The following is a 25,832-nucleotide window of genomic DNA, read 5'->3' on the forward strand; positions in this document are numbered from 1 at the left end:
GATGCTTCACAGGGATCGAATGGGTTTCATGCCGATGAACTGAAGCCGCAGAATAAAAGAGACTCGCGTTGCTATTCTTGATCGACGCATACTGCTTTCAATACTCTATTCCCACATCCTTTCTAAGGGCGCCAACAATCAATGACTGACACCCCAAAGAACACTAATCGTTTCGGTAAAGAAGTAATTACCAATAATATTCCCAAAGATGCGCCTCTGGCCAGCTCTCCCGGGCATAAATTAAGGACCTCGAATACCATTGTCGATCGCAAGGTCCTGGCTGAAAATGAGCTTCGAAAAATTGAACAGCCGGTTGATCCAAAGGAGATCAAGCCCTTAAAGGACCAGAAACTGGAATTCGTTGAGTTTGACGACCAGGTTGGCGTGGTTCGCACGAGCGCTGAGGCGGAGCCTGAAAAGAGTGAAGACACGACGCCGAACATGTTCACCGGCCCCAGCCACAGGAACAAGGCGGAGCGTTTCCGGTTCGATGGTCATAAAATGATGCATCATCTGGACCGGATACAGGCCTGGCAAAACGGCGAAAAATTTGCCCCGATTCATATAGACATGGGACTGACCAAATTTTGTAATACCGCCTGTATCTATTGTTATGCTGTTGTGCAGAATATGACGAAGGGGGCCATGATCGGTCGCGACGCTCTTTTAAATTATGTGGAAGATTGCGGCAAGTTGGGCGTGCGTTCCATCGGCTTTATAGGCGATGGGGAGCCGACCCTGAATCCTACCGTTTACGACGCGACGGTGCTTGCGGCGGAGGTCGGGGTGGACACGTCGATGGCGACCAACGGACTTTTGCTTGAAATGGACCGAGCGCATGATTTGTTGAAGAACATGACCTGGATTCGCTTTAATCTGTCCGCCGGGGACGCGCAGGGTTTCAAGGAAGTTCATCAGTCCCGGCCTGAAAGTTTTGATTTGCTCATTGAAAAGATCAAGGAGCTGGTGCGCATCAAAAAAGAAAACGGCTACAAGTGTACGCTGGGTTTGCAGATGGTGCTGATTCCTGAATGTTACGATCAGGTTTTGAAAGAAGCGGAACTGGGAGCCGAGCTGGGCGTGGACTATTTTGTCATCAAGCACTGTTCGGATTCGGAGTATAAGGAGATCGGCGTCGACTACAGCAGTTACATGGGCATACAGGACATGCTGAAAGAGGCCGAGGCCTTGTCCAACAAGGACTATGTCGTTCAGGTCAAATGGAATAAAATCCTCGCCGCGGGCGAGTCTGATCTCTATAAAAACGGTTATCGCAAGTACGACGTGTGCCACGGAACGCCTTTCCTGTTGCAGATTTCCGGCAATGGGAAAATTTACCCCTGCGGCCCATTTTTCAACAAAGAACGTTTTTATATTGGCGACCTGCATAAAGATTCTTTCTTCGACATCGTGATGGGCGACCGTTACTGGGAAGTGCATAACGATGTTGTCGCATCGGTCGACGTGCATAAGGACTGCGCTATTGGTTGTCGGCAGGATTATGTGAATAAATTTTTGTGGGATCTGAAAAACGTCCCTGAGCATGTCAACTTTATCTAGAGCCAGTGGATTCTGAAACTTCAGTCGAGCCGTCGTCCGGTTTTGTGCAGGAGTTTGTCGGCGCCGTGGTGGTTGGCACAGACGGAAAAATTCTCTGTCAGTTGCGCGACGATATTCCCGGCATTCAATTTCCCGGTCGCTGGACCTGCTCTCCCGGCGGGCATATGGAAGCGGGGGAGGTTCCCCGGCAGGCCATTTTAAGGGAATTGCAGGAGGAGTTCGGTATTGAGGTTGAGCGCCTCGAATTGTTGGACAGCTTTTCCGAGTCCGAGGCAAGCGTTAAAGGAACCTATCACGCCTTCATGGCCAAACTGAAAACCCCGGAAGATCAAGTGCGATGTTATGAGGGGCAAGAGGCGCGCCTCTTTGCGCCAGAAATTATTCCGACCTTGAATCTGCATCCGGTCAGTTTGAAAATTTTCAACAAATATCTCGAACGTCAACGCGACGCTTCGTGATTTCTAAGATTCCAATCATCCATGGGCGACCCCTTTAAAATAGACCATCACAAGATCAATTATCATGTGGATCGCTTGAACGACTGGTTGGAAGAGAAAACGGTCTATCCGATTTATGTGGAGATCGCTCCTGCCGGGGCTTGTAATCATCGCTGTTCCTTTTGCGCGGTGGATTATATCGGTTACAAGGTGGTGTTTCTGGAGGCGGAGGTTCTCAAGAGCCGAATCACTGAGATGGGTCGACTGGGGATTCGAAGCGTGATGTACGCCGGGGAAGGCGAGCCGCTACTGCACAAGGACCTGCCTGAAATTATTCTGCACACGAAAGATTCGGGGATTGACGTTTCCATCACCACCAACGCGGTTCCTTTGACTGAAAAATGGGCGGAGAAGGCGTTGCCGGGAATCACCTGGATCAAGACCAGCATCAACGCGGGTTCTGCGGAGACTTATGCTCAAATCCATCAGACAAAGAAAGAGGATTTTGACAAGGTCGTGTCCAATCTGGAAAAAGCCGTGGCCATTCGCAATCGAAAAAACCTGGACTGCGTCATTGGCACGCAAATGGTTTTACTCCCTGAAAACGAGCATGAAGCGGTCGATCTTGCGAAGCGGATGAAGTCGATCGGATGCGATTATCTGGTCATCAAGCCCTATTCCCAACATAAAAAAAGCATCACCCGAACTTACGAGAATATCGATTATCAAAAGAGTCTTGATTTCAAGGATGAGCTGGAATCGGTCAATGGAGAGAATTTTTCGGTCGTCTTCCGGGAAAACACCGTTAAGAAGCTGGACGAAAACGAACATTATTATAAGAAATGCTATTCGACGCCGAATTTCTGGGCTTACATCATGGCCGATGGAACGGTCTACGGTTGTAGCGCCTATCTGTTGGACGAGCGCTTTTGTTATGGCGACATCAACGAGAACTCTTTTGAAGAAATCTGGGAAGGCGAACGACGTTTGAAGAATCTGGAATTCGTCAAAAATGAATTGAACATTTCGGAATGCCGCAAGAACTGTCGCATGGATGCAGTCAATCGTTATCTGTGGGACCTCAAAAATCCTCCCTCCCATGTCAATTTCATATGATGGATCCTAAGACTGCGGCGGACGCCTATTCGCGTCTCATCATAATCCGTTTGACTGAAGAAGCGATAGCTGAAGAATACAAACAACAGGAAATGAAGTGCCCGGTTCATCTGTCGATAGGGCAAGAGGCGGTCGCGGCTGGCGTGTCTCTGTGCTTGAGCGATCAGGACGTGGTCTTTAGCACGCATCGGTGCCATAGCCACTATCTGGCTAAAAATGGCGACCTGAATCGCATGATCGCCGAACTCTATGGAAAGAAAGAAGGTTGCGCCAAAGGTTTGGGCGGTTCCATGCATCTGATCGATGAAGGCGTCGGCATGATGGGTTCGTCTGCGATTGTTGGCGGAAGCATTCCCCTGGCGGTGGGCGCGGCTTTGTCGTTTAAAATGTTCAACCAGCCTCATATTGCGGTTCCTTATTTTGGCGACGGCGCCTGCGAGGAAGGGGTGTTTCATGAAAGCCTGAATTTTGCCGCTCTGAAAAAACTACCCGTTATTTTCGTTTGCGAGAACAATGCCGTGGCGACGTCTTCCCCTTTGCTGGCTCGTCGTCCTGCGAATAACATTTTTCAACACGGCCAGGTATTTGGGATTCCGGGGTATCAGGTAGACGGAAACGATCTGGCCTCAGTCTATGCGACTGCAAAGCGGGCTAGAGAACATGCGGCGAGCGGGAAGGGGCCAGTTCTCATCGAGGCCCGAACCTATCGCATCATGGGACATGTGGGGCCTCAACAGGACTGTTCCTCTGGGCTGAGAACGCAGGAGGAGTGGGACCAATGGAAAGACGCTTGCCCCATCAAACGTTTTGAGGCGTATTGTGACGAAAAGAATTTATTGTCGGAGTCGGAGCGGGAAACGATGCGTCGGTCAACGCAATTACAAATTCAAGAGGCCTTTGAGATCGCCAAGGCAGGGGCTCCCGCCGAGTGGATAGCATGACGGAAACACGAATTCTCAAATATCGCGAAGCGCTCAACGAAGCGTTGCTTCAAGCCATGCAGGGCGACGAAAACATATTTGTCATGGGTTGCGGCGTGGACGACGAGGGCGGGATTTTCGGAACCACTCGCGCCGCTTATGAAGCATTTGGGAAAGAGCGGGTGATCGACGCGCCGCTTTCAGAAAACGCCATCGCAGGCATTGGAGTCGGCGCCGCCATCATGGGTCGTCGTCCCGTGATCGTGCATGCGCGGAATGATTTTCTGTTACTGGCGATGGATCAGATCATCAACCATGCGGCGAAATGGAATTTCATGAGCGGAGGCAAGCTGGATTGCCCTATGCTGATCCGGGCGATAGTGGGCAGGGGTTGGGGGCAGGCGGCGCAACATTCGCAAAGTTTACAGTCGCTCTTCGCTCATATTCCCGGGCTGAAGGTCATTTTGCCGTCAACGGCATACGATGCTAAAGGACTTCTCCTCGCAAGCCTGCAAGATAATGAAACGGTGATTTGTATTGAACATCGACTGCTCTATGAAATTGAGGAGCCAGTTCCTGAAGAGGCTTACACCATCCCTCTGGGAAAAGGCGACGTCAAACGCTCAGGCAAGGATGTCACCCTCGTTGCATTTTCGTATATGGTCGCCGAAGCGCTGAAAGCCGCGACCTTACTCGAGGCTGAAAACATTTCTGTCGAAGTGATTGACCCGAGATGCGTGGCGCCGCTTGATATGGACTTGATTCTGGAGTCTGTTCGTAAAACCGGTCGGGTGGTAATCGCCGATACCAGTTGGAAGAGTTTTGGAGCCTCGGCGGAGATCGCAACGCGTATTTATGAAAGTTGTCTGCGCGAATTGGAGGCTCCGATTGCGAGAATAGGTCTGCCGGATCAAAACACTCCCTGCGCTTCAAATCTGGAAAAAGAATTTTACCCCGGCGTGGACGACATCGTGAAGGCCGTCCAAAGCCTGACACATCCCCATCATAATGCATCAGATTATATTGCGCGTGAAAGTTCACCCGAACATGCGAAATTCACAGGGCCATTCTAAGGGCGCCAATGTTACCCGATCTGAATGCTCTGCTTGGTTGTACTGAAAAATAATAGCTGAAAAACATACATGGAAGTCCTTCCGGAAAATAACGCGTCCCGCGAATTTTCAGTAAAGGGACTGTCATGCCTGGCGCTTGGGTTTTTCGTTGTCGCCGCGCTTCTTTATTTTATATATTCCCAGTCTTTTGTAAGAGCGATCATTCCCTCTGTCCAGATGGACATTCACTTGTTCAAGGCAGGTGAATCAAAAAGTGTAGTCAAGCTTCCTGCTCCTGAGAACTCTTTTTTTAGATTTTTATACTGTGAGACAGAAATTCTCCTTCCTAAGTTTCAAGCCTCGCCGTTGCTTTTGGAAGTCCGCGCCGACTCGCCCAGCGGTCGGATTGTGGATTCTCTTTATGTTTGGAATCCTCAAGCCGACGCCAATGTGAAATATGTGGAGTTTGATTTCTTTTCATGGTTTTCTCAATCTTTTTTTCTAGTCATAAGCGCTAATATCCCCTCAGATATGCGTGGCCTGAAAATGTCGGCGGCTGTTGGGGAGCGCGCTTCGGATCATTCGAATGAAGGTTATAGAGCGGAGCAGGAGCGCAAGCGAAAAGCCAATGTCGGGCCGGGCGAGAGCGACGGTTTTTGGGAAGAAACAAAGGCGGAATTATTTGGGGGACTGGAATCTGAGTTAGGCCTGGCCCAGGATGGCCGGGTGATTATGATGCAAATGCTTCTTTATGCCTCGGCGCTCTTGTTTCTAATTGTGGGCCCGTTTTATCTTTTGATAATGATCCTCAATCATTATCAATGGGTGTTGAAAGAGGAGTCCTGCAGGCGCGTTTCGTTGTGTTGTCTGGCGGGTATCCTGGGTTTGAGTTTCATGGAAGGCGGCAAGGTTCTGACGCAGGTCTATCTGCCGGAGTTTTCCTTTTGCAACGGAACCTGGAAGGCGCTTGACGTTGAGTATGGTGAAAAATCATCCACACTCTTGCAGTATTATAATTATGCTCCTGGCAGGGCCGCATTTTTTTATTTGATATTTCGCGCTTTGGAATGGTACGGGATTTCAAAAACAGACCCTGTTTATACCGAGATTGCATATCGGGTCGTGCAGTTTTTGATCATCACTGGCGGCAACGTCCTGCTGTATTTTTTCTTGGTCAAGATTCTAAAGAAAGCCCGGCTCCCTGGCGCATGGTTCCTGCCGCTGATAAGCGTTGCTCTTTTGTCGTTGCACCCGGAATTTGTTTTTACCAATTTATCTGTGCAACCTCATACCTCGCTGTTTTTCACCATTTTCATAGCGTTGATCTGGGTATCGTATCGTCTGGCTTTTGAAGATCAAGGCTGGAAAACCATGTTGATGTTTGCGTCGATCGGCGCCGTCGCTATTTTGTGGAGAAACGAACTCAAGCTGGTTCCTTTCATATTTCTGTTGTTGTGTTGCGCGAACTTGCGCGAATGGAAACGAGCGGTGAAAATCTTCACTGTGACCGCGATGTTGACAAGCGTACTGCCGCTTTCTGTGATGACTTATAACTACGAAAGACATGGGCAGTTTGCATTGCACACCGCAAGCCAGATGGCCATCCGGCCACTGGAGTCAATCGGGCAAGGTCTCCCTGACGAGTCCTATGGGTTGTTTTGGGATGACGGTTATATTTCGCGTTTTGAATTGCGTTTGAGCGAAGACAGATTCCCGGAAATTGCTGGCTCCTATCCTTATCTTTTAAAATTTTATTACAACTACATTGTGAACCACCCAAAAGATTTTTTCATGTCCTGGGCCAATCGCGTTCCGATGAATCTGTTTGTTCTGCCAAGTCAACTGCACGAATCTCAAGGCGCGTGTGAGGGTATTTATAAGCGGGTAGACGACTACATCCGTCCTCTGCATAAACTTCACCTTTGGCTGATTCTTTGCGCCGCTCTGTTGTTCCTGCCCTTCGCCTTGTTTAAGGAGCGACGAGGCATGCCGTTTGTAATGATTCCCGCGTTATATGGTCTGGGCGTTGTCGGGGTGGCGGGGAGCATGGAGGGCTATTTTGTTTATGTTTATTTGTCTTTTGCTGTGATTCTGGTTGTTGGTATGGCTTCTGTTTTGAGAGTTTGCCAGCAGAATTATTCCCGCATTATATTTCCCGTTTCTACGACATCCCGGTCCGCGTTTGAAGCAAATCCCGGTGATGCTCCAAGCGGGTTATTTCGTGTTTCGACCTTGTTGCTGGGCTTGTGCCTGGGGGGAGTGATGTACTTGGGGGTGACAGGATTTTCATTTAGAGACATGCGATATGAAAGTCCTCAGGCAATAAATATTCAGGACAGGCTCGAACGAATTTATAGGGGCAATCATTATTCAGGGAAGGTCAGAATAAAGTGGTTGCATACCCCGCCTTATTACACTCTGCCCTACATCGCCGGACATTTTTACAAAACGAAAATCGGGTTGCTTTATAACAGCTATAGCAATCATGAAATGAGAGTCGTTACTCCTGAGAGCGGTGAAGGTCTCAAGGCCATGAAGTTGAAACACAAATCAGGGGGGCCGGGCGGTCATTTCCTTGTGCATGGAGAAAAATTATTTGTGTCTGAAATGGAGACACACAGTCAGCAGGAATTTCGAGTGATAGAGTTTGAAAAAGGTAAGGTCTTGGCGGCAGGAAAACTAAAGTATCCCATTTACAGTAAATTTATTGTCGATGAGAATGCTGTTTATTACGCGACTTACGTTGGTAGAAAGTACCACATAGCGTCTCAGCCCTTGCCTGGAAGTAGAGCGAAACCGACGACTCCGGCAGAGTATGACTGGATTTTTGACGAAGCGGCGGCCTTGAGTTCTGTGGCGCAAACAGCGGACGCGATTTACTTTGGATCGATGCATGAAGGATATTTTTACTCTTTGGACAAGAAAACCGGAAACGTGATCTGGAAGTTCCAGGGACAGGCTAGCGCTTTTTCAACGCCGATCATTGATGGTGAGACGATCGTCTATGCCGACAGAATCGGGCGGGTCTATCAGCTGGATCGTAGAACAGGGAGGCTGTTGTCTGAAGTGGATACAAGCTCAATGGTCTTCGAAGGCCTGTCTCTGGACGGCAGTCAGGCGTATACGGTATCGTATGACAATTTGATTTCTTCGGTGGATTTAACGCAGAAAAAAATGCTGTGGCAAATCAAAGGACATGGCGCGATGAGGGTTCCCCCTCTCGTTCAAGAGAAAAGTCTGTATGTCAGTTCGGGAACCTGGCTCATGAAACTGGATCGCGCGACTGGGGGAATTTTGTGGGAGATTAATTTGGGAACGTTTATCCTTGATACGCCTATGGTGTCAGGCGACTCTGTCTTTGTGCGCAGCATCTACGGCGTCTATGGATTGAATGAATTTTCCTGATGGCGATATCCCTGCTCTAATCTGGCGCGAACGTCCCTTCGTAGTTTTTTTTCAGTTCTGGAGCCTGGTTTTTTTTCTTGAGGAAACAATTGCCAATCGCCAGGGCTTCTATGTCGGTCCCCATGAAACAGCGAAAGGCGTCTTCAGGCGTGCATACAATCGGCTCTCCTCGAACATTGAAGCTGGTGTTGACGAGAACGGGGCAACCTGTGGTCGCTTTGAATTCAGAGATCAATCGGTGGTACTTCGCGTTAGTTTCCTTGTGAACGGTTTGTATGCGCGCCGAATAATCCACATGCGTGACCGCTGGGATTTCAGAGCGCGGCACATGGAGCTTTTCTATTCCGAACAAGCGTTCTTCTTCCGGACTCATTTCAAGTCGCCGGCTCTTGACGACATCAGCGACGAGGAGCATGTAGGGACTGTCCGTATCCAGATCGAACCAGTCTGCAAGGTCTTCGCGTAAAATGGAGGGGGCGAAGGGACGAAACGATTCTCTGAATTTCACTTTGATGTTTAAAATCGACTGCATGCCTGGAGACCGGGCATCGCCAAGGATGGAGCGCGCTCCCAGTGCGCGTGGGCCAAATTCCATGCGTCCCTGAAACCAGCCAAGGGCGGCCCCTCCGTTCAATGTTTGAACGCAGGTATTGATCAGCGCGTCGTCTGTCATTTGCTCAAAGACGGCCCCTTCCTTCTGCAGTCTGGATTGAATTTCATCATTAGAAAACTCGTTTCCAAGGTAAGACCCTTTCATCGAGTCTTGCGACGGATGGACCTTGCGAGCTTGCCCCTTAAATAAATGGTAGGCGACTAATGCGGCTCCAAGCGCCCCGCCTGCGTCGCCTGATGATGGTTGAATCCAGATATTTTTAAAATTGGCGTTGCGCAATATTTTTCCATTGGCAACGCAATTCAAGGCGACGCCTCCAGCCAGGCATAGATTCTGTGTTCGAGTTTCTCTTGCAATGGACTCGGTGAGTTTGATGACGACCTCCTCGAGCACAGTTTGAATGGATGCGGCAATATCCATGTCCTTTTGCGTGATCTCTTGTTCGGCTGGCCGGGGCGGCCCGTCAAACAAACGGTCGAATTTGTCATTGGTCATGCGGGAGCCGACGCAGTAATCAAAATATTCCAGGTTCAGGCGAAAACTTCCGTCCGCTTTCACGTCGATGAGATGATCTTTGATTGTATCGGCGTATTCAGGTCTGCCATAGGGCGCCAGACCCATGAGCTTGTATTCTCCTGAATTGACTTTGAATCCGGCATAGTAGGTGAAGGCTGAATAGAGGAGGCCCAGTGAGTGGGGGAAGTGAATTTCCTTCAGGATTGATAATGAATGTTCTTTGCCTATGGAAAGCGAGGTGGTCGTCCATTCGCCAACGCCATCCATAGTCAATACGGCGGCTTCCTCAAACGGAGAAGGGTAGAACGCGCTCGCGGCGTGGCTTAAATGGTGTTCGGAAAAAAGTAATTTCTCCTGAAGGTCTCCTGAAAAACCAGATCGTTTCAAGTTGTCGCACAATATTTTTTTTTGAAACAATTTTTCCTTGAGCCAGACCGGAATTGCTTTGCAGAAGGAGCTGAATCCCTTGGGCGCAAACTGCAGGTAGGTTTCCAGAAGTCTTTCGAATTTCAGAAAGGGTTTGTCGTAGAAAACAATGAAGTCGACGGCTTCGGAAGAAATAGCGGCTTGCGAAAGACAATATGCGATGGAGTTTTTGGGGAAATTGGGGTCGTGTTTAATTCGAGAAAACCGTTCTTCTTGCGCGGCGGCGATGATTTCCCCATCGCAGATCAAAGCCGCGGCGCTGTCATGATAAAAAGCTGAAATTCCAAGAATGTACATGGTTGGGTTTCTTAAAACAGTGTGTACACAAAGGGGGCGATCGCTGTTCCTTGAGTCAGTACGAGTAGTCCGCCTACGAGCGTCATCACAATAATTATTGGCAGAAGCCAATATTTTTTGCGGGCTCGGATGAACGACCAGAGTTCAATGATAAAAGACATGATTCCTCTAAAATTGTTGGCGTAAGGATTCGGGCTCGGGGCCTGGAGGCTTTCTGTCTATCCAGTAGCTTTGTTTTTCTGAAGAGTATTTGAGAGACAGGAAGTCTGAACTCAAAAAGCGTTTCATGACCCCGATCGGGCAGATGACAAAGAAAAACAAAACGCCCAGAATGACGGGATTGAAGACTTTACCTAAAATCAAACCCAGGCGAGTCCATGCTCTGTTCAACGGGGCTAATCGAGTGGGTTGTATTATGGAGATGATGAGGAATAATAGACCGACCGAAAGCGCCCAGATTCGCGGATCGTGCCCTTGCAATAAGGGGTACAGGCCAATAGCCAGGAATATGACAGTGAAGACAAATCCAAAAGAACGGTTGGATGGAAGTTTTGTGTCTACGTTACGTTCGAGATTTTCGTGCATTTAATTTTCAGTAAAAAAGCTCGTTCATTTGAAAGGGAGCGATCATGAGACAGCCCTGTGGCATCCTTTGCTAGGGGATTATAAGCTGTTTAAAGTTGGCTGTAAAAAACAATCGGGTCCCCGCAAAGGGATTTTCAGGGAATCGACATTTCAAAAATTGTGTTTTCTGCAGGTTGGTCGTAGAAGTTATTTGACGCCACCAATTGTATCGATCGATTGTTCTTAGAATCAAACAACAACTTTCGGTTAAGTGAGCACTGGGGTATGAGCAACCAATTGGAAGTTTCATCCAGGACGCCGAGGCAGACCTGCCCTTTAAGGACTTTCAGTTCAATGTTGACTTGGTAGATGGTGTTCTTTTGGACGGCAACGTTCGGACTCATGATTTGATAGCCTAATTGACTGGAGTCGCCATAAAGGGTCAGTTTATCAGCGGAGATTTTATTTTTGTGCTGATTTTCTTTGGCTTGAATTCTCCATCGGGTGAATTCAGGGAGTGAAAGATTCTTGTATTTATAATCACATTTAATCTTGTCAAACTCCACGGTATGAACGTCAAAGCGATCCTCTACGCCAATGTCGTCATTTTGATCGGGTTTGGGTAGCGCGCCGCTGTCTAGTTTTGATTGGATGATGGGTATTAATTTCGAGAAAAAAGTCCATGCTTTGAAAGTGGTTCCGTCTGGATTGGTGTGTACAGCATCCAAAAACAGGTCGGGGTCCATTGGGAAATCAGAAGCTACATCGATGAACTCTAAATCATTCGTTTTGGAAAAACTCCTCGTCAGGCGGTTCTGAAAATCCATGAGTTGGCGCAGTTCTGAATAGGTGTAAGGTTTCAGAACCTCATTGAGATATCTGTGTATATCTTTGTGTTTCACAGGGTCCAGTTTCAAGCCGTCTTCCGCCAGCATGATAAATGAGGCCATAATCAGAGACGAGTTAATTTTTTTTATCTCAGCGTTCATCTCCTTGAGATCGTCCAGTATGAGCTTGTTGTTTTGGTTTAATGAGGGGTCGAGAATGTCGGGATTTTTTGTGTCTAAATCATCAGGGATGGTTAAGGTATGTTTTTGCTTGGGAAGTTCTCTCAGAGTTGTCGGGTTCAGTAATTCCAGAACACGATTGACTATTGCAGAATATTTTGATTTTTGTTCGGGCGCCATAATCTCGAAATCAATTTTGTAGGGCGCGGGTTTACTTGTGCCGGCAAATTGGATCCATTCGAGGTAATTGAATTGGTTGATCCCTTCAAAATATACGACCATATCTGGCTCGAAGGGGAGAACTTCCTGGTAAAGAATTTCCTTAATGCCCTGAGAGTCTATTCCATTTCGTCCTGTGTTCATGACTTCGAACTTGATATCTAATTGCCTGGATTGCGCCCATAGATTAAGCCAGTGACCAACCAGTTCGGGATACGAAAACTTGGTAGCCCCATAAGTGGTAGAGGCTCCCAAAAAGGCGATTCGTATCGTCCTGGGAGGTTTGTTAACTTCGATATCGACTCCACGCCAGCCATATTTATTATGGATTTTGCGGTGCGGGGTTTTGAAATTTGGGAAATTACGAAATTGAGGTAAGTGGGTTTCAGTCAGGGGATTAAAGGTATATATGGATTTTATTTTGCTGAAACGATCAAAATAGATATCTCTCCAAACTCCAAAATCGGTCAGTCCGCAAAAAGTTTTGACAAGGAAATTTTTGTTGAAAACCTGATACGTCCATTCAGAGACGATCGGACCTTCGCTGGCCAGGGCATCGCGTCTAGCCAGTAACTCAGGCATGATGGGTTCGTTGTCCAGGCGTTTTAAGAAATCCTCGGGGACGCTTAATATCCATTCCGGATTGATATGTTCATTATTGGAAATTGATTTAGCAAAGTTGATTAGTTTCTGGCTATGTAGTGTTTCCTTGTCCACAAGAGATGAGGACAGTTGTAATCGCATGGAGAAGGGGATGTAGCCGTCTATCTGCCTGATAAGGAGTTCGGATACAAGTAGCGAGCATAGCGTGGCGACTACGACGATAAGGAAATTTTTCATTTTGAGTTTAAATTGAGAGGAGGGATTTGTGATTCCTGTGGAAAGTAACAAGCTGGGATGAACTTTTTAACGAATCCGTATCGGTTTTATAGACAATCTGGCCTTGCTCAGGTGGATAAAGTTAAATAATACAATAAGACGTGTTTGGCGGTGAGTGGTTTTAAGATACTGATTGGCTTTCAGGATTTTCAATGATCCTTTATTAAAATATTATATCAAAATGGATGATTTTAGGTGTTTTTTCTGTATTCCTGATGGTATTGACACAACATAATTCGCTGAAATCATATTCGTTGAGGATCAGAAGCTGAACAGGTGGCGTTGTTTTGGTTGCAAACAGTCAATGTTAAAAAAACAAAATCTTTTGTGTTTTTTTAATAATAAAAAGGAATATTTAAGGGTTTCGTGCCGATAAGTAAAAGAGGCTTGGATTACCGGAACCTGAGGATTTAAATAGGTTAAGTTCCTGAAATGATTTTTTATAAGGCCTGTTTATAACGGTTTAATGTATAATGCCTTCGTGCAGTAAATATTTATATATTCCCATGCAGAAACTAAAATAACTGGAATTATAGCTCCATAAGGTGGAGTGCGGATTTTGAGGATAACTTAATGAAAATAGATGTTTTATTAATAAGAACCCGCTCGGATTACCTGGAGTTTGCTGAAGGTTTTGTGGAGCCGCCTCAAGGTCTGTTGGCTGTCGCCGCGCCTCTGATAGAAAAAGGTCTTCACGTTAAAATTATCGATCAGAGAGTGGAGCGAAACTGGAAGGAACAGATTGAGTCCATATTAAAAGAAAAACCCATTTGTGTGGGTATGGGTAGCATGAGTGGACCGCAACTCTACCATACAATGGAGATGGCAAAGTGGGTTAAGCAGGTAGCTCCCGATCAGGTCGTTGTATTAGGCGGACCGCATGTGACGATGTCGCCGATGCAAATGATCGATTCGCCATCCATAGATATTGTCGTTCCCTTTGAAGGCGAAGTCACCTTTTTGGAGTTGGTGGAAACGCTGGCAAATAAAGGGGATTTGAATCAAGTCAAGGGCCTGTATTTTAAAAATTCTGAAGGCGAGGTCATCAAGACGGCGATCCGCGAAGGATTGAATGTCAATGAGCTTCCTACCCAACCCTATGATTTAATTGATATCAAACATTACACTTCGAATGTTGCGGGCGAGCCGTCAATGGGTTTTTTCCCCGATAGGGGTTGTCCTCATATTTGCGCTTTTTGTAATGTGAATGAATACTTTACGACGACGAAGACGCGTATCATGTCGGCGGAAAATATTGTCAAAAATATGCGCTCCATCGCCGCTCTGGGCGTCAAAATCATCGCGATGGGCGATAGTAATTTTCTCGGTAGCGTCAGGAGAATAAGGCAGTTGGCTGAAATTCTGGCAAACGAGGATATCGGGCTGAAAATTAAATGCTCCGGGCGGGTCGATGATATCAACCGACTGGATGATGAGTTGCTTTTGAAATTAAGAAAAGTAGGTTTCTATGCTTTTCAGGTGGGGATAGAATCCGGCTCAGACCGAATGCTTGAGTTCATGGATAAAAAAATCATGGTCAAGGACATTGTTTCGGCGAATCAGAAGATGAAACGAGCCGATATCATTCCCTTGATGTCTTTCATGGGTGGAATGCCCGGTGAGGGAGTGGAAGACGGTCAGAAGACTATGGAATTGATGATGCAGTTGACTGATGACAATCCAAACATCAGGATGACCAATTTGCAACTCTATCGTTTGCTCCCGGGGAACACCAAATTCTGGCAGATTGCCGAACAAGAATATGGCGTCAAGTATCCGGAAAATTATGAGGCCTGGTATAACATTTGGTGTTTGGGGCACCCCTGGTTGTCTGAGAAAGACAAAAAACAGTTCGAGATGTGGGACCTGATGTCTTACTTCATTGATCACAAAAGCGTGGTTGAATATTACAACCGTTGGTGGACGCGCTTATTGGTTCCGGTTTATTCCAAAGTGGTTCGCTGGCGTATTAGAAATAAATTTTACAAATTCATGCCTGAACTTGCAGTGGTGAAATGGCGACGGGGCGATAAGATCTATTATGATTTTTACCCGGACACGAAGGAATCCGATAGGAAAGTCACGCCAGAAGAACTGCTCAACGACAAGAAATGGCAACGAACTCGCGGTAATTCGTATATTAAGAATGACTATGTCAAAGGAGCTTACGCCAACGACGCTATTTCTTAAAGCTTGGCGTTTGCATGACTCCCGAAATAAAGTAGCGGTATAAAAACCCTGCGTAGAAAGGTTAGATCATCACTTGAATCCTCTCAATATGGTTGATCCAATTAAAAAAAATATCAAGGTTGCGTTGGTTCATCCATCGACGCACGATTCCGTCCAATCGTTATTTACATTTCATAAAAACGAAGGCGTGGGGCACAAGCCTCCGCTTGCCGTGCTGATTCTGGCGACCCACCTCAAGGCCAAGGGTTTTGACAACGTTCATTGTTTTGATGCGCAGTTAGATAACCTCAGCGTTGAAGAATCCGTCGCCCAGTTGGTGGCCCTGAAGCCCGATGTGATCGGCCTCACGGTATGGACCGATTTCTGGTACCCGGCATGGAAAACAGCAAAACAACTGCGCGAGAAACTACCTGACTGCAAAATCATTCTGGGCGGCCCTCATTGTTCTGTGTACCCGCGAGAGACTCTGGAATATTCCGACGCTGATTTTGTTGTCCGCGGCGACGGCGAGGAGGTCTTGCAGGGCGTTCTGGAGCAGTTGGCAAATAACGAGATGGTGAAAGAGGTTCCCGGACTGTTCCGCAAGATCGAAGGCCGGGTTCTGGCGCCTGAGGTGGATCTGGCGATGGTCCCGGATATCACTGATATCCCGCACCCGGACCGCTTGCTCTTGCCTTATAAGAGATACAATTCGGTGCTGAATCCGAGCGCTTACGAAACAACGATGATAACGTCGCGTGGTTGCCCTCATAAATGCAATTTCTGCAAAATGGATGTGCAGAAGGTTTATTGCAGGACCGCAGAGCAGGTGGTTGAAGAGTTCAGGGCGATTGCTGAGCTGGGGATCACCGATGTTCAGGTTTATGACGACACTTTCACCTGGTCGAAAAAACGGGTTCTGGAGATATGCGACGGACTCATTGCCAACAACATCAAGATAAACTGGGCCATCCGAGATCGCGTCAAGCGCGCCGATCCGGATATTTACAAGCGGATGAAAGAAGCCGGTTGCTACCGAATTCACTTTGGCGTGGAAACGGGTTCAAAGCGAATTCTCGATGCGACGGGCAAAGCCACTACTCTGGAAGAGGCGGAGCACGCGATTCAACTGGCGAAAGACGCCGGCTTCGACACGATGGCATACTATATGTTTGGTTTTCCGGACGAGACTATGGAAGACGCGCAAAAGACCATCGCATTTGCCGGCAAGCTGGACACGAACTACGCAGTTTTTGCAGTGACTATCCCGTACCCGGGAACGGCGCTGTATGATTTGGGGCTGGAGCGTGGAATATTGCCCTTTGATTTTTGGGTCGAGTACACCAAGAACCCAACGCCATGCTATCGCATCCCGCATCTACTTGAGCAACATATGAATCGGGAAGCGTTGATCAAGTTAAAGAACTACGCTTTGAGATCTTATTATTTCACTCCAAAACGATTGTTGCAGGAAGCGCGCAAGCTATCGTCCTGGACCGAATTGAAACGCAAGAGCGGCATGGCCTTTAATATTTTGAGCGACTCAATCAAGCCGCGTTTTCAGAAAAGTCACCCTGAAACAACCGATAAAAATTATTACATGTACACCAATAGCAATTCATGAATTGTTTTAATGGATTCGACTTATCATGCTGACTGAAACAGAAAATATTAGCGAAGTAGAGACGGCCAGACCGACGCGTCGCGGTTCTGTTCTTGTGCTGTTGCCTGGGGATGGAATCAACAAAAAGAACGTGATCCGCGATTTGCTCTATGGCTGCTGGTGCAATGGGCGAAGGATCGGCGGAATGCAGATGCCGCCAGTCAACCACCTCTACGTCTCCACAATGTTGAAAAACAGCGGGCATGAGGTGACATTTCTGGACGCCCAGATCGATTACCCAGCCTACGAAAAACTCGAACAGAATAATTTTTCGGGTTTGGATTTTTTGATGATGCTGTCTTCCTCAAATTCCTATAAAGAGGATTTGAATGTGGCGCGTTTCATCAAATCTAAGAATCCTTCGATCAAGGTATTATTCTGGGGATCGCATCCGACCTTTGCCCCTGAATCCTGCCTCGAAGAAGACGCCATCGATTATGTCGTGATTCGCGAACCAGAAATGACGATTCGCGATCTGGTCAACGGGGTCATCGAAGGCACAGACCTCAGCGGAATCAAAGGCTGTGGCTACAAGAAAGATGGGAAGGTTTGCATCAACCCCTTCGAAGGGTTCTTCGACATGAACCAGCTTCCGATACCGGACTGGACCTTGCTTCCCAAGGGCGTGGACTATTTCAATCCCGTCGTCAAGCGCATGCCCTATGCGACCATGCAGACTTCGAGAGGATGCCCGGCCAAATGCATCTACTGCACATCGCCCTTCTTTTACGGCAACGACATCCGCGTTAAATCAGCTGAAAACGTGATGAAGGAGATCCGTTACCTTGTCGGCCTGGGTTATAAGGAAATTTTTTTCCGCGACGAGACCTTCACCGCCTACAAGAAAAGGAACATGGAAATCTGTCAGGCCATTCTCGATGAAGGCATCGACGTGACCTGGATCGCCAATGGCAGAGTGGACATGATCGATCGCGAAAGCGCGGTCATGATGAAAAGAGCCGGGTGCCATATGCTTAAATTCGGCGTTGAGACTGGCGACGATCAGATGTTGCTCAACCTGAAAAAAGGCGCGACGGTCGCGCAAGCCAAAGAAGCCTTCAAGATTTGTCATGAAGTCGGTCTGGACACGCACGCCCATATGGTGTTTGGCGGACCGGGCGAATCGAAAGAGACGATAAAAAATACCCTCCAATTCATTTTGGAAATTGATCCAACCACGGCAAGTTTTGGTATCTTGACCCCCTATCCGGGAACCGAGCATTTTGAAATGGTCAAAAAAGAATTTCCCGAATATTCAGGGACCGAAGCGGATATGGCCAAACTGCACACCACTCCCTATTACGCTCAAGTGCTGACCGAATTGCACGGAGACGATCTGCAGAAAACGATCGGCAAAGCCTACCGAACCTTTTATTTTCGACCTTCTTATATCTGGAAGTGGCTGAGAAAAATTGAGAGCGTGGATGAACTGCTACGGTTGATGGTGGCGGGAAGCAATATTTTTCAGTTTGGCCTGACGAATAATAAATGAGCGGCTCTTCAAAGCGGTTTTTTGGCGACGATGTACCAGAAGTATCCAAAAGGGTTGAAGGGCAATCTGTCGAATAGCTGGTTGACCTTGTCCGCCCCTGGAATCCCCGCTCCTTTGGCTTCGATTTGGACCGATTCAAAATTGCTGAACATGTGTTTGATCTCTGCCCGAGTGTAGGACTTCAGGATTGGAACGCCAATCCCTTCAAGGATCATCGTCCCCAGCGCATGGTCGCTCCCGAAACTTCTCACCCGTTTTAAGACAAAGCCCTTTTGAAAGACGATGGCATCAACCACCCTGACCAAAGCTCTGAGCGCATAGGCGCCTAATACTTTGGGTGAAAATAATCTGTAAAGTGCGATGAAAACCGTCCCGCCAGGTTCGAGAACCCGATAGACTTCGTCAATCGCTGCTTGAGTCCCCGGGGTATGGTGAAGGACGCCGATGGAAGTCACGCAATCAAACGAGTCGTCCGCGAATCGTAAATCCTCAGCATTGCCAACAGATAAATCGGGCCGAACCTGAAGCGAATCTCCCGCTTCTTCGATGCTGACCAAAGCGCTCTCAACGCTTTGCGGTGAATAATCGATGCCGGTGTATCGACCGCCTGGTTGCATTTTTCGGCAAATACTAATCGCATCGGTTCCCTGTCCGCAACCCACTTCTAGAATATTTTTGAATTTTGAAATCGCTTCAAAATAGTCAACCATCCAGGTTTCTTTTTGGTATTTGAATTCCAGTCGCTGTGAAAGGCTGGGTTGACCGTCGCAAGGGTTGGCGTCCCAAAATTCGCGAGTGGACTCAAGATCAGGATTGTGCATATCAGATTCGATGACCGATTGGATTGATTGAGTTTGTCAACCGTCAGAAGTTACGATGAATTGCAGGGAGAAGATAACAGGAATGAGTTATATTATTCTCCAGACTTCAATTGATTTTTAAAGTAAGCCAAAATGAGGAATATCACAACTCCTTTTTGACTGGGTATAACGGGGAAATGATTTTGTGAAAGCCCTTTTAAATTCGCGAAATTCGCCTGGATAATTTTGTTTCGGAAATTCTTTGATCGCTTCAATGCCTTCAAATTAATAATTTCCAATGCCCTGTTTTTTATTTTAAAATGAGGTCGCTTTAGGGCCTCTTAGCTGGCGCTATTACATTCAGCCCTTATATTTCCCCTTCTATGGACCCCCTGTCTCTACTGGGGTTAATTCGCTGTCACAATACAAACTTTAGATTCCTGCTTTTAAAATATGAATATTCTTGGATTTATTTGTTTTGGCGAGCATGATTCTGCGGCCTGCCTTGTAAGAGATGGAGAGATCATCGCCGCTACTGAAGAGGAGCGATACACGCGCATTAAATACGATTCTTCTTTTCCCGTACATTCTATAGAATTTTGTTTAAGAAAGGGCGGCCTGAAAATCAGCGATATAGACCTTGTTTGTTATAGCTGGCTGAAAAGTGATTACCAGTTGCACAAGAAACTGATTCATATGTTGAAGTATTTTCCTCAGAGTTTGAAACTATTGAAATACCGGGATGCTGTGAGCCGAAAAAATGATGCTGAAAACGTATTCCGCGACACGTTCGGGTATGCGGGTCGGTTTCAGCATATGAATCATCATCTTTGCCATGCGGCCAATGTCTTTTATCTTTCGCCCTTTGAGCAAGGTTCCATACTTTCTCTGGATGGAATGGGGGATTGGGCGAGTTGCTGGATGGGGACGGGGGAGAAGAATCAGATCACTCCTTCTAAAGAAGTTTTTTGGCCCCATTCGCTTGGGAATTACTATTCAGCGCTGACGCAGTATCTTGGATTTAAAATGCATTCAGATGAATACAAGGTGATGGGATTGTCCGCGTATGGAAAGGATGCTTACAAAAAAGAGTTTGAAGACGTATTGAAAATTCGTCCGGGTGGCGGCTATAAACTCAACCTTTCTTATTTTAATTTCCATGTCGGCGGTAAACAAAAATTTTCTGATAAATTTGCGGATACATTTGGAGCGCCTGCCACTCCGGGTGAGAAGCTTTCGGATCGTCACGCAGACATTGCCTGCTCTGCGCAGAAGAGATTGGAAGAGGTGGTTCTCAATACGGCTGATCATCTGTATGAGAATGGCGGGTCTGAAAACCTGATGATCACAGGGGGCGTCGGCTTGAATTGTGTCGCCAACGGTCGTCTGCTCCGCGAGGGAAAATTTAAGAATATTTTTGTAGGCCCCTCATGTCATGACAGCGGAACCGCAGTCGGGGCGGCATTGTTAGGGTATTTCAGTTCAGGCAATAAGGCGCGCGGTAAGATTGATGCATCGGGATACTGGGGGGAATCGTTCGACGATCAACGCGTCGAGACAGCCTTGAATGCTAAAGGATTGAAGCCGACGCGTGTGGATGACATTGCGCGCACTTGCGCTGAACTTTTGAAAGATGGGAAGATTATCGCCTGGTTTCAGGGAAGATCGGAGTTTGGTCCAAGAGCTTTGGGAAACAGAAGTTTTCTTGCCAACCCGACGATCAAGGAAATGAAAGAAATCATAAACGTTAAAATAAAAAAACGTGAAGAGTTCAGGCCGTTTGCCCCCAGCATTTTAAGAGAACACATGGAAGCATATTTTGGCGAGGACTACGCCTCGCCCTACATGACGCTAGTTTTTAATATTAAAGATGAGAAAAGGGAAGAACTCCCTGCGGTCGTTCACGTCGACGGCACATGCCGGGTACAGTCTGTTTCGAAGGAAGACAACGCAAGATATTATGAGTTGATCGAACATTTTTACAAATTAACAGGCACCCCGGTCATTCTGAATACATCCTTCAATATTCAGGAACCCATCGTTAATACCCCTGAAGAAGCTGTCGCGTGCTTCCTGAAAACCGACGTGGATTATTTGGCGATACACGATTATCTGGTAGCCCGGAATAAATAACACCCACCCACGGTCACTCACTCGTTCTTTGGAAGATTGCAAGGCGTGAGATCGGCCCCCGGCAGTTGTCGGATACAACGTCCCAATCGGTCAGCGTAAGTTTCATTTTTATTCTCCCATAACCAGCCATTTGAGATTTGAAACTTTGAAGGCGTTTCAGGTTTTCTAGGATGATGATTGGTCAAGACGATAGATATTGTTCTGTTGTTCCTGACATTGAAGTTAATATCTTTTCCCGCAGGAAGCGGAGAAACCAACCATTGCTCTGATTCGTCAAGAATGCCAACCCTCACATTACCTTCCAGAATTTTGAGAGGGACCCTCAGCATATAGTTTGAATCTGGAGAAACGAGTATCTCGGGGCTTTGTAATTGATAGCCCCACTGCGAATCATTGCCTTGAATTTGCAATGTATCCCCATCGGGCGATTGAGAAATCTTATGCGTGTTTTTAGAATGACTCCATGACCTGATGTCAGGTATTGGAACAGAGGGCAACTGTACCGTGCCGTTTTCCAGCGTTTCAACAGGGAACACATTTCGAATCTGAAAACTGGAATCCAGATTCGAGTCCAGTTGCGAGATAAATAAATCCCCTCCTGGATGGTTCAAGAGCATGTATGTTTGTTTTTCGAAGGGGAAATACTGCATGACTGGAAACCCCACACCCAGATCGCTACCGCTTCCGACGATTTTGTTGCTTCCCGTAAAGGTTAAAATGCTTGAATAGTCTTGCGCCGGGTTGATGATGTCAAATGCGATCAGATAAGAACCTTGCGGAAGGTTGCCTTTCAGAACTTTGTTCGACTCGGTTTTGTATTGGACGCCATACATTGTGACGTCGAAGTCAACGGGACCGTCTTTGGTGAATTTTATCGGCAATGCATTCCCTAAATTGTAGGACCATTGAGGGCTGGAGCCGGTGTGCAATGCGACGCTTGGAGTTTTCGGAGCGGTGTTATGCTCGGATGTTTTCATATAAACTCGTGTGGAACCATAAGGAGGCGCTTCCACCAGGCGAACCAGCGCGTAATTTGCGTTTGGAAAAACTTCTTTGAAATAGTAGAAAAAGTTTTTCTCTCTCTTCAATCCTGAAATCGCGGCAGAGCGATTTTCTTCATAACTGAGGATCAGGAAATTTGGAGCCAACGCATCCCGCGCAGAGGGCTTGAACGTTCGTCCCATATACACTCCGTCGGCGAACTGCATCAGATTGACCCGCGTTCCAGATTCAAGGCCAAAAATAGGAGTGCCAAAAGCGGATGCGCCTTTGGGCAAAATGGAAATAACATGGTCGATGTAGTCTTGGATCTGCACCGACTGGTTTGCGTGGCTTTGCCATGGCGACCCCTGTTTAAGAACGCTGATCGATTGATTGGCTATGATCAGCGTCAGGAGAAAGCATAAGCCCGTTTCCATTCCTCGCTTGAAATCCGTTTCCTTCGGAAGCCATATTTCTGAGCTGGCGGCGAGAAGAGAGCAACCAGTCCACACCGGTATCCATTGCGTCAGAATTTCATAACCCGCATGAAAATTAGGATAAACGCCAAGGCTTAGTTGATAGCCGACGCCGATGAAAGTCGGTGGAAGGACCCAAGCGATCCACTTGTTTCTGGCCTCTCCGCTCATTTTGGGCAGAAGCAATAATGAAATGATAGCGATGCTGTAGACGCCGATCGACAAGATCATTTTCCTTCCTGTTCCAGGTTCCTGCCAGGCGAAATGCATGTGCTGTAGCAAGACGTCTATAAAAGGAGCGGGATTCTTCGTGGTATGCGTGCTTGCATAGTTTTGCCACATTCCCAAGAGATCCTGAAAACGAAACTCGATCATGACCAGGTAAACCAGCGCGCTGGAAAGGCCGCCTGCAAGCGCTGAGAAAAAACTTTTGACTGCGAGATTGTCTTCCAACGTCCTGACCTTGTCGGCGCGTTTATAGTCGATCGCCCACACGGCCCATATCAGAACCAGGGCTGGGACCATGGACCATGCGACCTGATGATTGGTGGCGGCGCCTGATGCGCAAAAACCGGCAATGAACCAGTTGAGCAATTTTCCATTTTTAATCGCTCCATGACAGCAAACTATGGCGATGGCGGCGAACACCGAAGCCATGATGTCCGGTCTCACCATCGGCCAATGCATCTGGAAAAATATGAGAAAGATCAGGAGGGATACAATGCCGGCGAGGGCGACGGATACCTTTCTGAATTGCCAGTAGGCCATGAAACAGATGAAAATCAAACCCAGCGGATGCAAGGCTCTCATCAGAACGATCGAATTGCCAAATAACCAGCTCACCGCGCCGCCAATGACCCAATACCAGGGGCCATAGTTGAAGAAGGAGTCGCCTCTCCATGCATTGATTCCGGTCTGCACAGGAAGAGCTGTGAACCCGTATCGTTTTAAATCTGCAATCGTAAAAGAGATATTCATCAATACGTCATCGAAGGATAGAAATGGAGCGCGATCAATGTAATTGAAGAAAATATGTAAATGCGCCAGAAACCAGGCCATTGTGGTGATGATCAGCAGATTCTGCGACCAGAATTTCAGTCTGGGAAGGATGGATGTCATCGTTTTGTTTTAAAGGTGAGAAGGTGCATGCTTGGTTTCAATTAAAGACTCAATTTTTAACCACGGTTGAAATCTTCAATAAAATTGTTGTACCAGAGTTGAAAACTCAATAGCGCCCATAAACTTCGCCCATGGTCGACTTTTCGAGACCTGTGCTCCGAAATCATCCTGTCTATTTCTTTAAATTGAAAAATACCTTGCTCGATCACCCTTTCTTTATCGAAAAGATCATCGAAAAGTTTAGAAAAGACATTGCGAGTCCAATTAGCAGACGGCGGGCCAAAACCTTTTTTAGGTTTGTTGATAATAGATGCTGGCAAATGCGGCCTTAAAACATTCCGCAACAGTTCCTTGGTTTTCCCGTTCGGCATTTTATCACTTGAAGGCAGGGCATTGACGTAATCAATGAGGTCGTTGTTCAGCAAGGGAACGCGCGCTTCCAGAGAGGCGGCCATCGTCATTCGATCGGCTTGAAACAGTCCATTGCCTTCAAGAAAAAATAGAGCGTCGAGGTGCATGATTCTGCTGACGAGGTCTTTCTCTGGAAGCTTGGGAAGTATTTCACGAACCGGAGCCAATGTGTCCTGATCGGACTGGTTCAGGATGGAAGGCATGAAGAGACGTTGTTTGGCGCTATCTTCCAAGTATCCCATCCATAAAAAATGTTGCAGTTCCGGCGCCAGGTTCATGCCTTTGATGAACCGTTTCGCCTTAAATTCCAGGCTCATGTATTTGTCTGAAACCGGCAGGCTCTGGATTAGAGGAGCTAATAACCCTTCCCTGAAAAATTGCGGGAGTTTGCGGTAGCATGACGCCATCAGGTGGGCTTTGTAGGTTGGGTAGCCCGCAAAGATTTCGTCTCCACCCCAGCCGGTCAAAACAACTTTCACAGACTTCCTCGTGTGTTTTGATAGCGTGAGCAATGGCAGGACGGTCGAGTCGCCAAAGGGCGCTTCCAGAATTTTTGCGACCTCAAATAACGAATGCGTCAACTCTTCTCTTGAGAACAAAAATTCATGATGATCCAGTTTCAGATGATCGGCGACAACCCTTGCGTCTTTCGACTCATCATGCGTTGACTCTTCAAAGCGGAGCGCAAATGAATGGATAGTCCTGCTTGAATTTTTCTGAGCAAAGACCGCCACGGCGGAAGAGTCGAGTCCCCCGCTTAGAAAAACGCCGACAGGCACATCGCTCATCAATTCAAGTGTGACTGCATGTTCGATGAGTTCCTGTATTTTTTTTTGAGATACTGCGGGCGTTTGCGACGCGCCCATTCCATATTCAGGCGCCCAGAAGCGGGTCGGTGTCAGTTCTCCGTTCTTCAGCCAGGCGTAATGTCCCGCCGGAAATTTTTGGATGCCGTCAAATGGGGATTCTGAACCTGGGATGTATCCAAAAGAAAAGAATCGGTAAATGGCCGACCAGTTGGGTCGAATCGGTTTTTTCAGCAAGGGTAGAAGAACCTTTGCCTCAGAGGCAAAGGCGAATCCATTGTGCAATGGAGCGATATACAGCGGTTTGATGCCGAGTCTGTCGCGCGCAACAAACAATGACTTGTTTTTGAGATTCCAAATGGCGAAAGCGAACATGCCATTGAATCGATCGACGCATTGTTCTCCATATTCCTCGAACGCGTGCAGGATCGTTTCGGTATCGGTTTCAGTACGGAAGTTGTGTCCCTTGCCGATCAACTGATTTCTCAATTCCCGATGGTTGTAAAGCTCGCCGTTATAAACGATGGCGAGAGAGCGATCTTCATTGAAAATTGGCTGACAGCCTGCATCCAGATCAATAATGGATAATCGCGCGTTTCCAATGAGGCAACCCGGCTCGGCATAATGCCCCTGTTCATCGGGGCCGCGATGCTTGATCAGCGTGTGGAGTTGTTGAATTAAATTTTCAGGCGATTCAGAAAGATCGGGTTGAATGACGCCAAAAATTCCACACATAGAATTAGAGGATTGAGAGGATTAATGATAGAGATT

Annotated in this window: 16 protein-coding genes; 10 read left to right on the forward strand and 6 right to left on the reverse strand. The window is 47.2% G+C overall.

Annotation, left to right across the window (positions count from 1 at the left end; translation table 11 throughout):
• Window positions 1-141: 141 nt before the first annotated feature.
• From G3M78_07795 to G3M78_07820, 6 genes are all read left to right on the forward strand, one after another.
• Window positions 142-1,560 (forward strand): radical SAM protein, encoded by a 1,419-nt coding sequence (locus tag G3M78_07795; protein ID QPJ65295.1) that lies wholly within the window; start codon window positions 142-144, stop codon window positions 1,558-1,560.
• Between the two features lie 5 nt (window positions 1,561-1,565).
• On the forward strand, window positions 1,566-2,018 hold the full coding sequence (locus tag G3M78_07800; protein QPJ65296.1) for an NUDIX domain-containing protein: 453 nt from the start codon (window positions 1,566-1,568) through the stop codon (window positions 2,016-2,018).
• Between the two features lie 21 nt (window positions 2,019-2,039).
• Window positions 2,040-3,113, forward strand: a complete 1,074-nt coding sequence (locus G3M78_07805) for a radical SAM protein (GenBank protein QPJ65297.1) — start codon at window positions 2,040-2,042, stop codon at window positions 3,111-3,113.
• On the forward strand, window positions 3,110-4,054 hold the full coding sequence (locus G3M78_07810) for a thiamine pyrophosphate-dependent dehydrogenase E1 component subunit alpha (protein QPJ65298.1): 945 nt from the start codon (window positions 3,110-3,112) through the stop codon (window positions 4,052-4,054). Before G3M78_07805 ends, G3M78_07810 begins: the two co-directional genes overlap by 4 nt.
• Window positions 4,051-5,106, forward strand: a complete 1,056-nt coding sequence (locus tag G3M78_07815; GenBank protein ID QPJ65299.1) for an alpha-ketoacid dehydrogenase subunit beta — start codon at window positions 4,051-4,053, stop codon at window positions 5,104-5,106. Before G3M78_07810 ends, G3M78_07815 begins: the two co-directional genes overlap by 4 nt.
• Window positions 5,107-5,631: 525 nt before the next feature.
• On the forward strand, window positions 5,632-8,490 hold the full coding sequence (locus G3M78_07820; GenBank protein QPJ65300.1) for a PQQ-binding-like beta-propeller repeat protein: 2,859 nt from the start codon (window positions 5,632-5,634) through the stop codon (window positions 8,488-8,490).
• Window positions 8,491-8,506: 16 nt separating this feature from the next.
• Here the strand turns inward: G3M78_07820 and G3M78_07825 are convergent, their stop codons facing one another.
• The 3 genes from G3M78_07825 to G3M78_07835 form a co-directional block, all read right to left on the reverse strand.
• Complete coding sequence (locus tag G3M78_07825) at window positions 8,507-10,342, reverse strand: carbamoyltransferase (GenBank protein QPJ65301.1); 1,836 nt, start codon at window positions 10,340-10,342, stop codon at window positions 8,507-8,509.
• A 168-nt stretch (window positions 10,343-10,510) separates the two neighbouring features.
• Entirely contained in the window at window positions 10,511-10,927 is a 417-nt protein-coding gene (locus tag G3M78_07830) for a hypothetical protein (GenBank protein QPJ65302.1), read from the reverse strand.
• Between the two features lie 134 nt (window positions 10,928-11,061).
• On the reverse strand, window positions 11,062-12,972 hold the full coding sequence (locus G3M78_07835; GenBank protein ID QPJ65303.1) for a hypothetical protein: 1,911 nt from the start codon (window positions 12,970-12,972) through the stop codon (window positions 11,062-11,064).
• Between the two features lie 612 nt (window positions 12,973-13,584).
• Here G3M78_07835 and G3M78_07840 point away from each other — a divergent pair.
• The 3 genes from G3M78_07840 to G3M78_07850 all read left to right on the forward strand — a co-directional run bounded on the left by G3M78_07840 (window position 13,585) and on the right by G3M78_07850 (window position 18,335).
• Window positions 13,585-15,201 (forward strand): B12-binding domain-containing radical SAM protein, encoded by a 1,617-nt coding sequence (locus tag G3M78_07840; protein ID QPJ65304.1) that lies wholly within the window; start codon window positions 13,585-13,587, stop codon window positions 15,199-15,201.
• An 88-nt stretch (window positions 15,202-15,289) separates the two neighbouring features.
• Window positions 15,290-16,804, forward strand: coding sequence for a B12-binding domain-containing radical SAM protein (locus G3M78_07845; protein QPJ65305.1), 1,515 nt, complete (start codon window positions 15,290-15,292; stop codon window positions 16,802-16,804).
• Window positions 16,805-16,829: 25 nt separating this feature from the next.
• On the forward strand, window positions 16,830-18,335 hold the full coding sequence (locus G3M78_07850) for a radical SAM protein (GenBank protein QPJ65306.1): 1,506 nt from the start codon (window positions 16,830-16,832) through the stop codon (window positions 18,333-18,335).
• 8 nt (window positions 18,336-18,343) lie between these two features.
• Here the strand turns inward: G3M78_07850 and G3M78_07855 are convergent, their stop codons facing one another.
• Window positions 18,344-19,156, reverse strand: coding sequence for a class I SAM-dependent methyltransferase (locus tag G3M78_07855; protein ID QPJ65307.1), 813 nt, complete (start codon window positions 19,154-19,156; stop codon window positions 18,344-18,346).
• A 432-nt stretch (window positions 19,157-19,588) separates the two neighbouring features.
• Between G3M78_07855 and G3M78_07860 the strand changes: the two genes are divergently transcribed.
• Window positions 19,589-21,268 carry a carbamoyl transferase gene (locus G3M78_07860; GenBank protein QPJ65308.1) on the forward strand — a complete coding sequence of 560 codons (1,680 nt, stop codon included), beginning with the start codon at window positions 19,589-19,591 and terminating at the stop codon, window positions 21,266-21,268.
• A gap of 17 nt (window positions 21,269-21,285) precedes the next feature.
• Here the strand turns inward: G3M78_07860 and G3M78_07865 are convergent, their stop codons facing one another.
• A complete protein-coding gene (locus tag G3M78_07865; protein QPJ65309.1) occupies window positions 21,286-23,844 on the reverse strand; it encodes a hypothetical protein in 2,559 nt (852 codons plus the stop codon).
• A 56-nt stretch (window positions 23,845-23,900) separates the two neighbouring features.
• Complete coding sequence (gene asnB, locus G3M78_07870; protein QPJ65310.1) at window positions 23,901-25,796, reverse strand: asparagine synthase (glutamine-hydrolyzing); 1,896 nt, start codon at window positions 25,794-25,796, stop codon at window positions 23,901-23,903.
• Window positions 25,797-25,832 lie beyond the last annotated feature (36 nt).

It is taken from the genome of Candidatus Nitrohelix vancouverensis (assembly GCA_015698305.1).
Lineage (GTDB): Bacteria > Nitrospinota > Nitrospinia > Nitrospinales > VA-1 > Nitrohelix > Nitrohelix vancouverensis.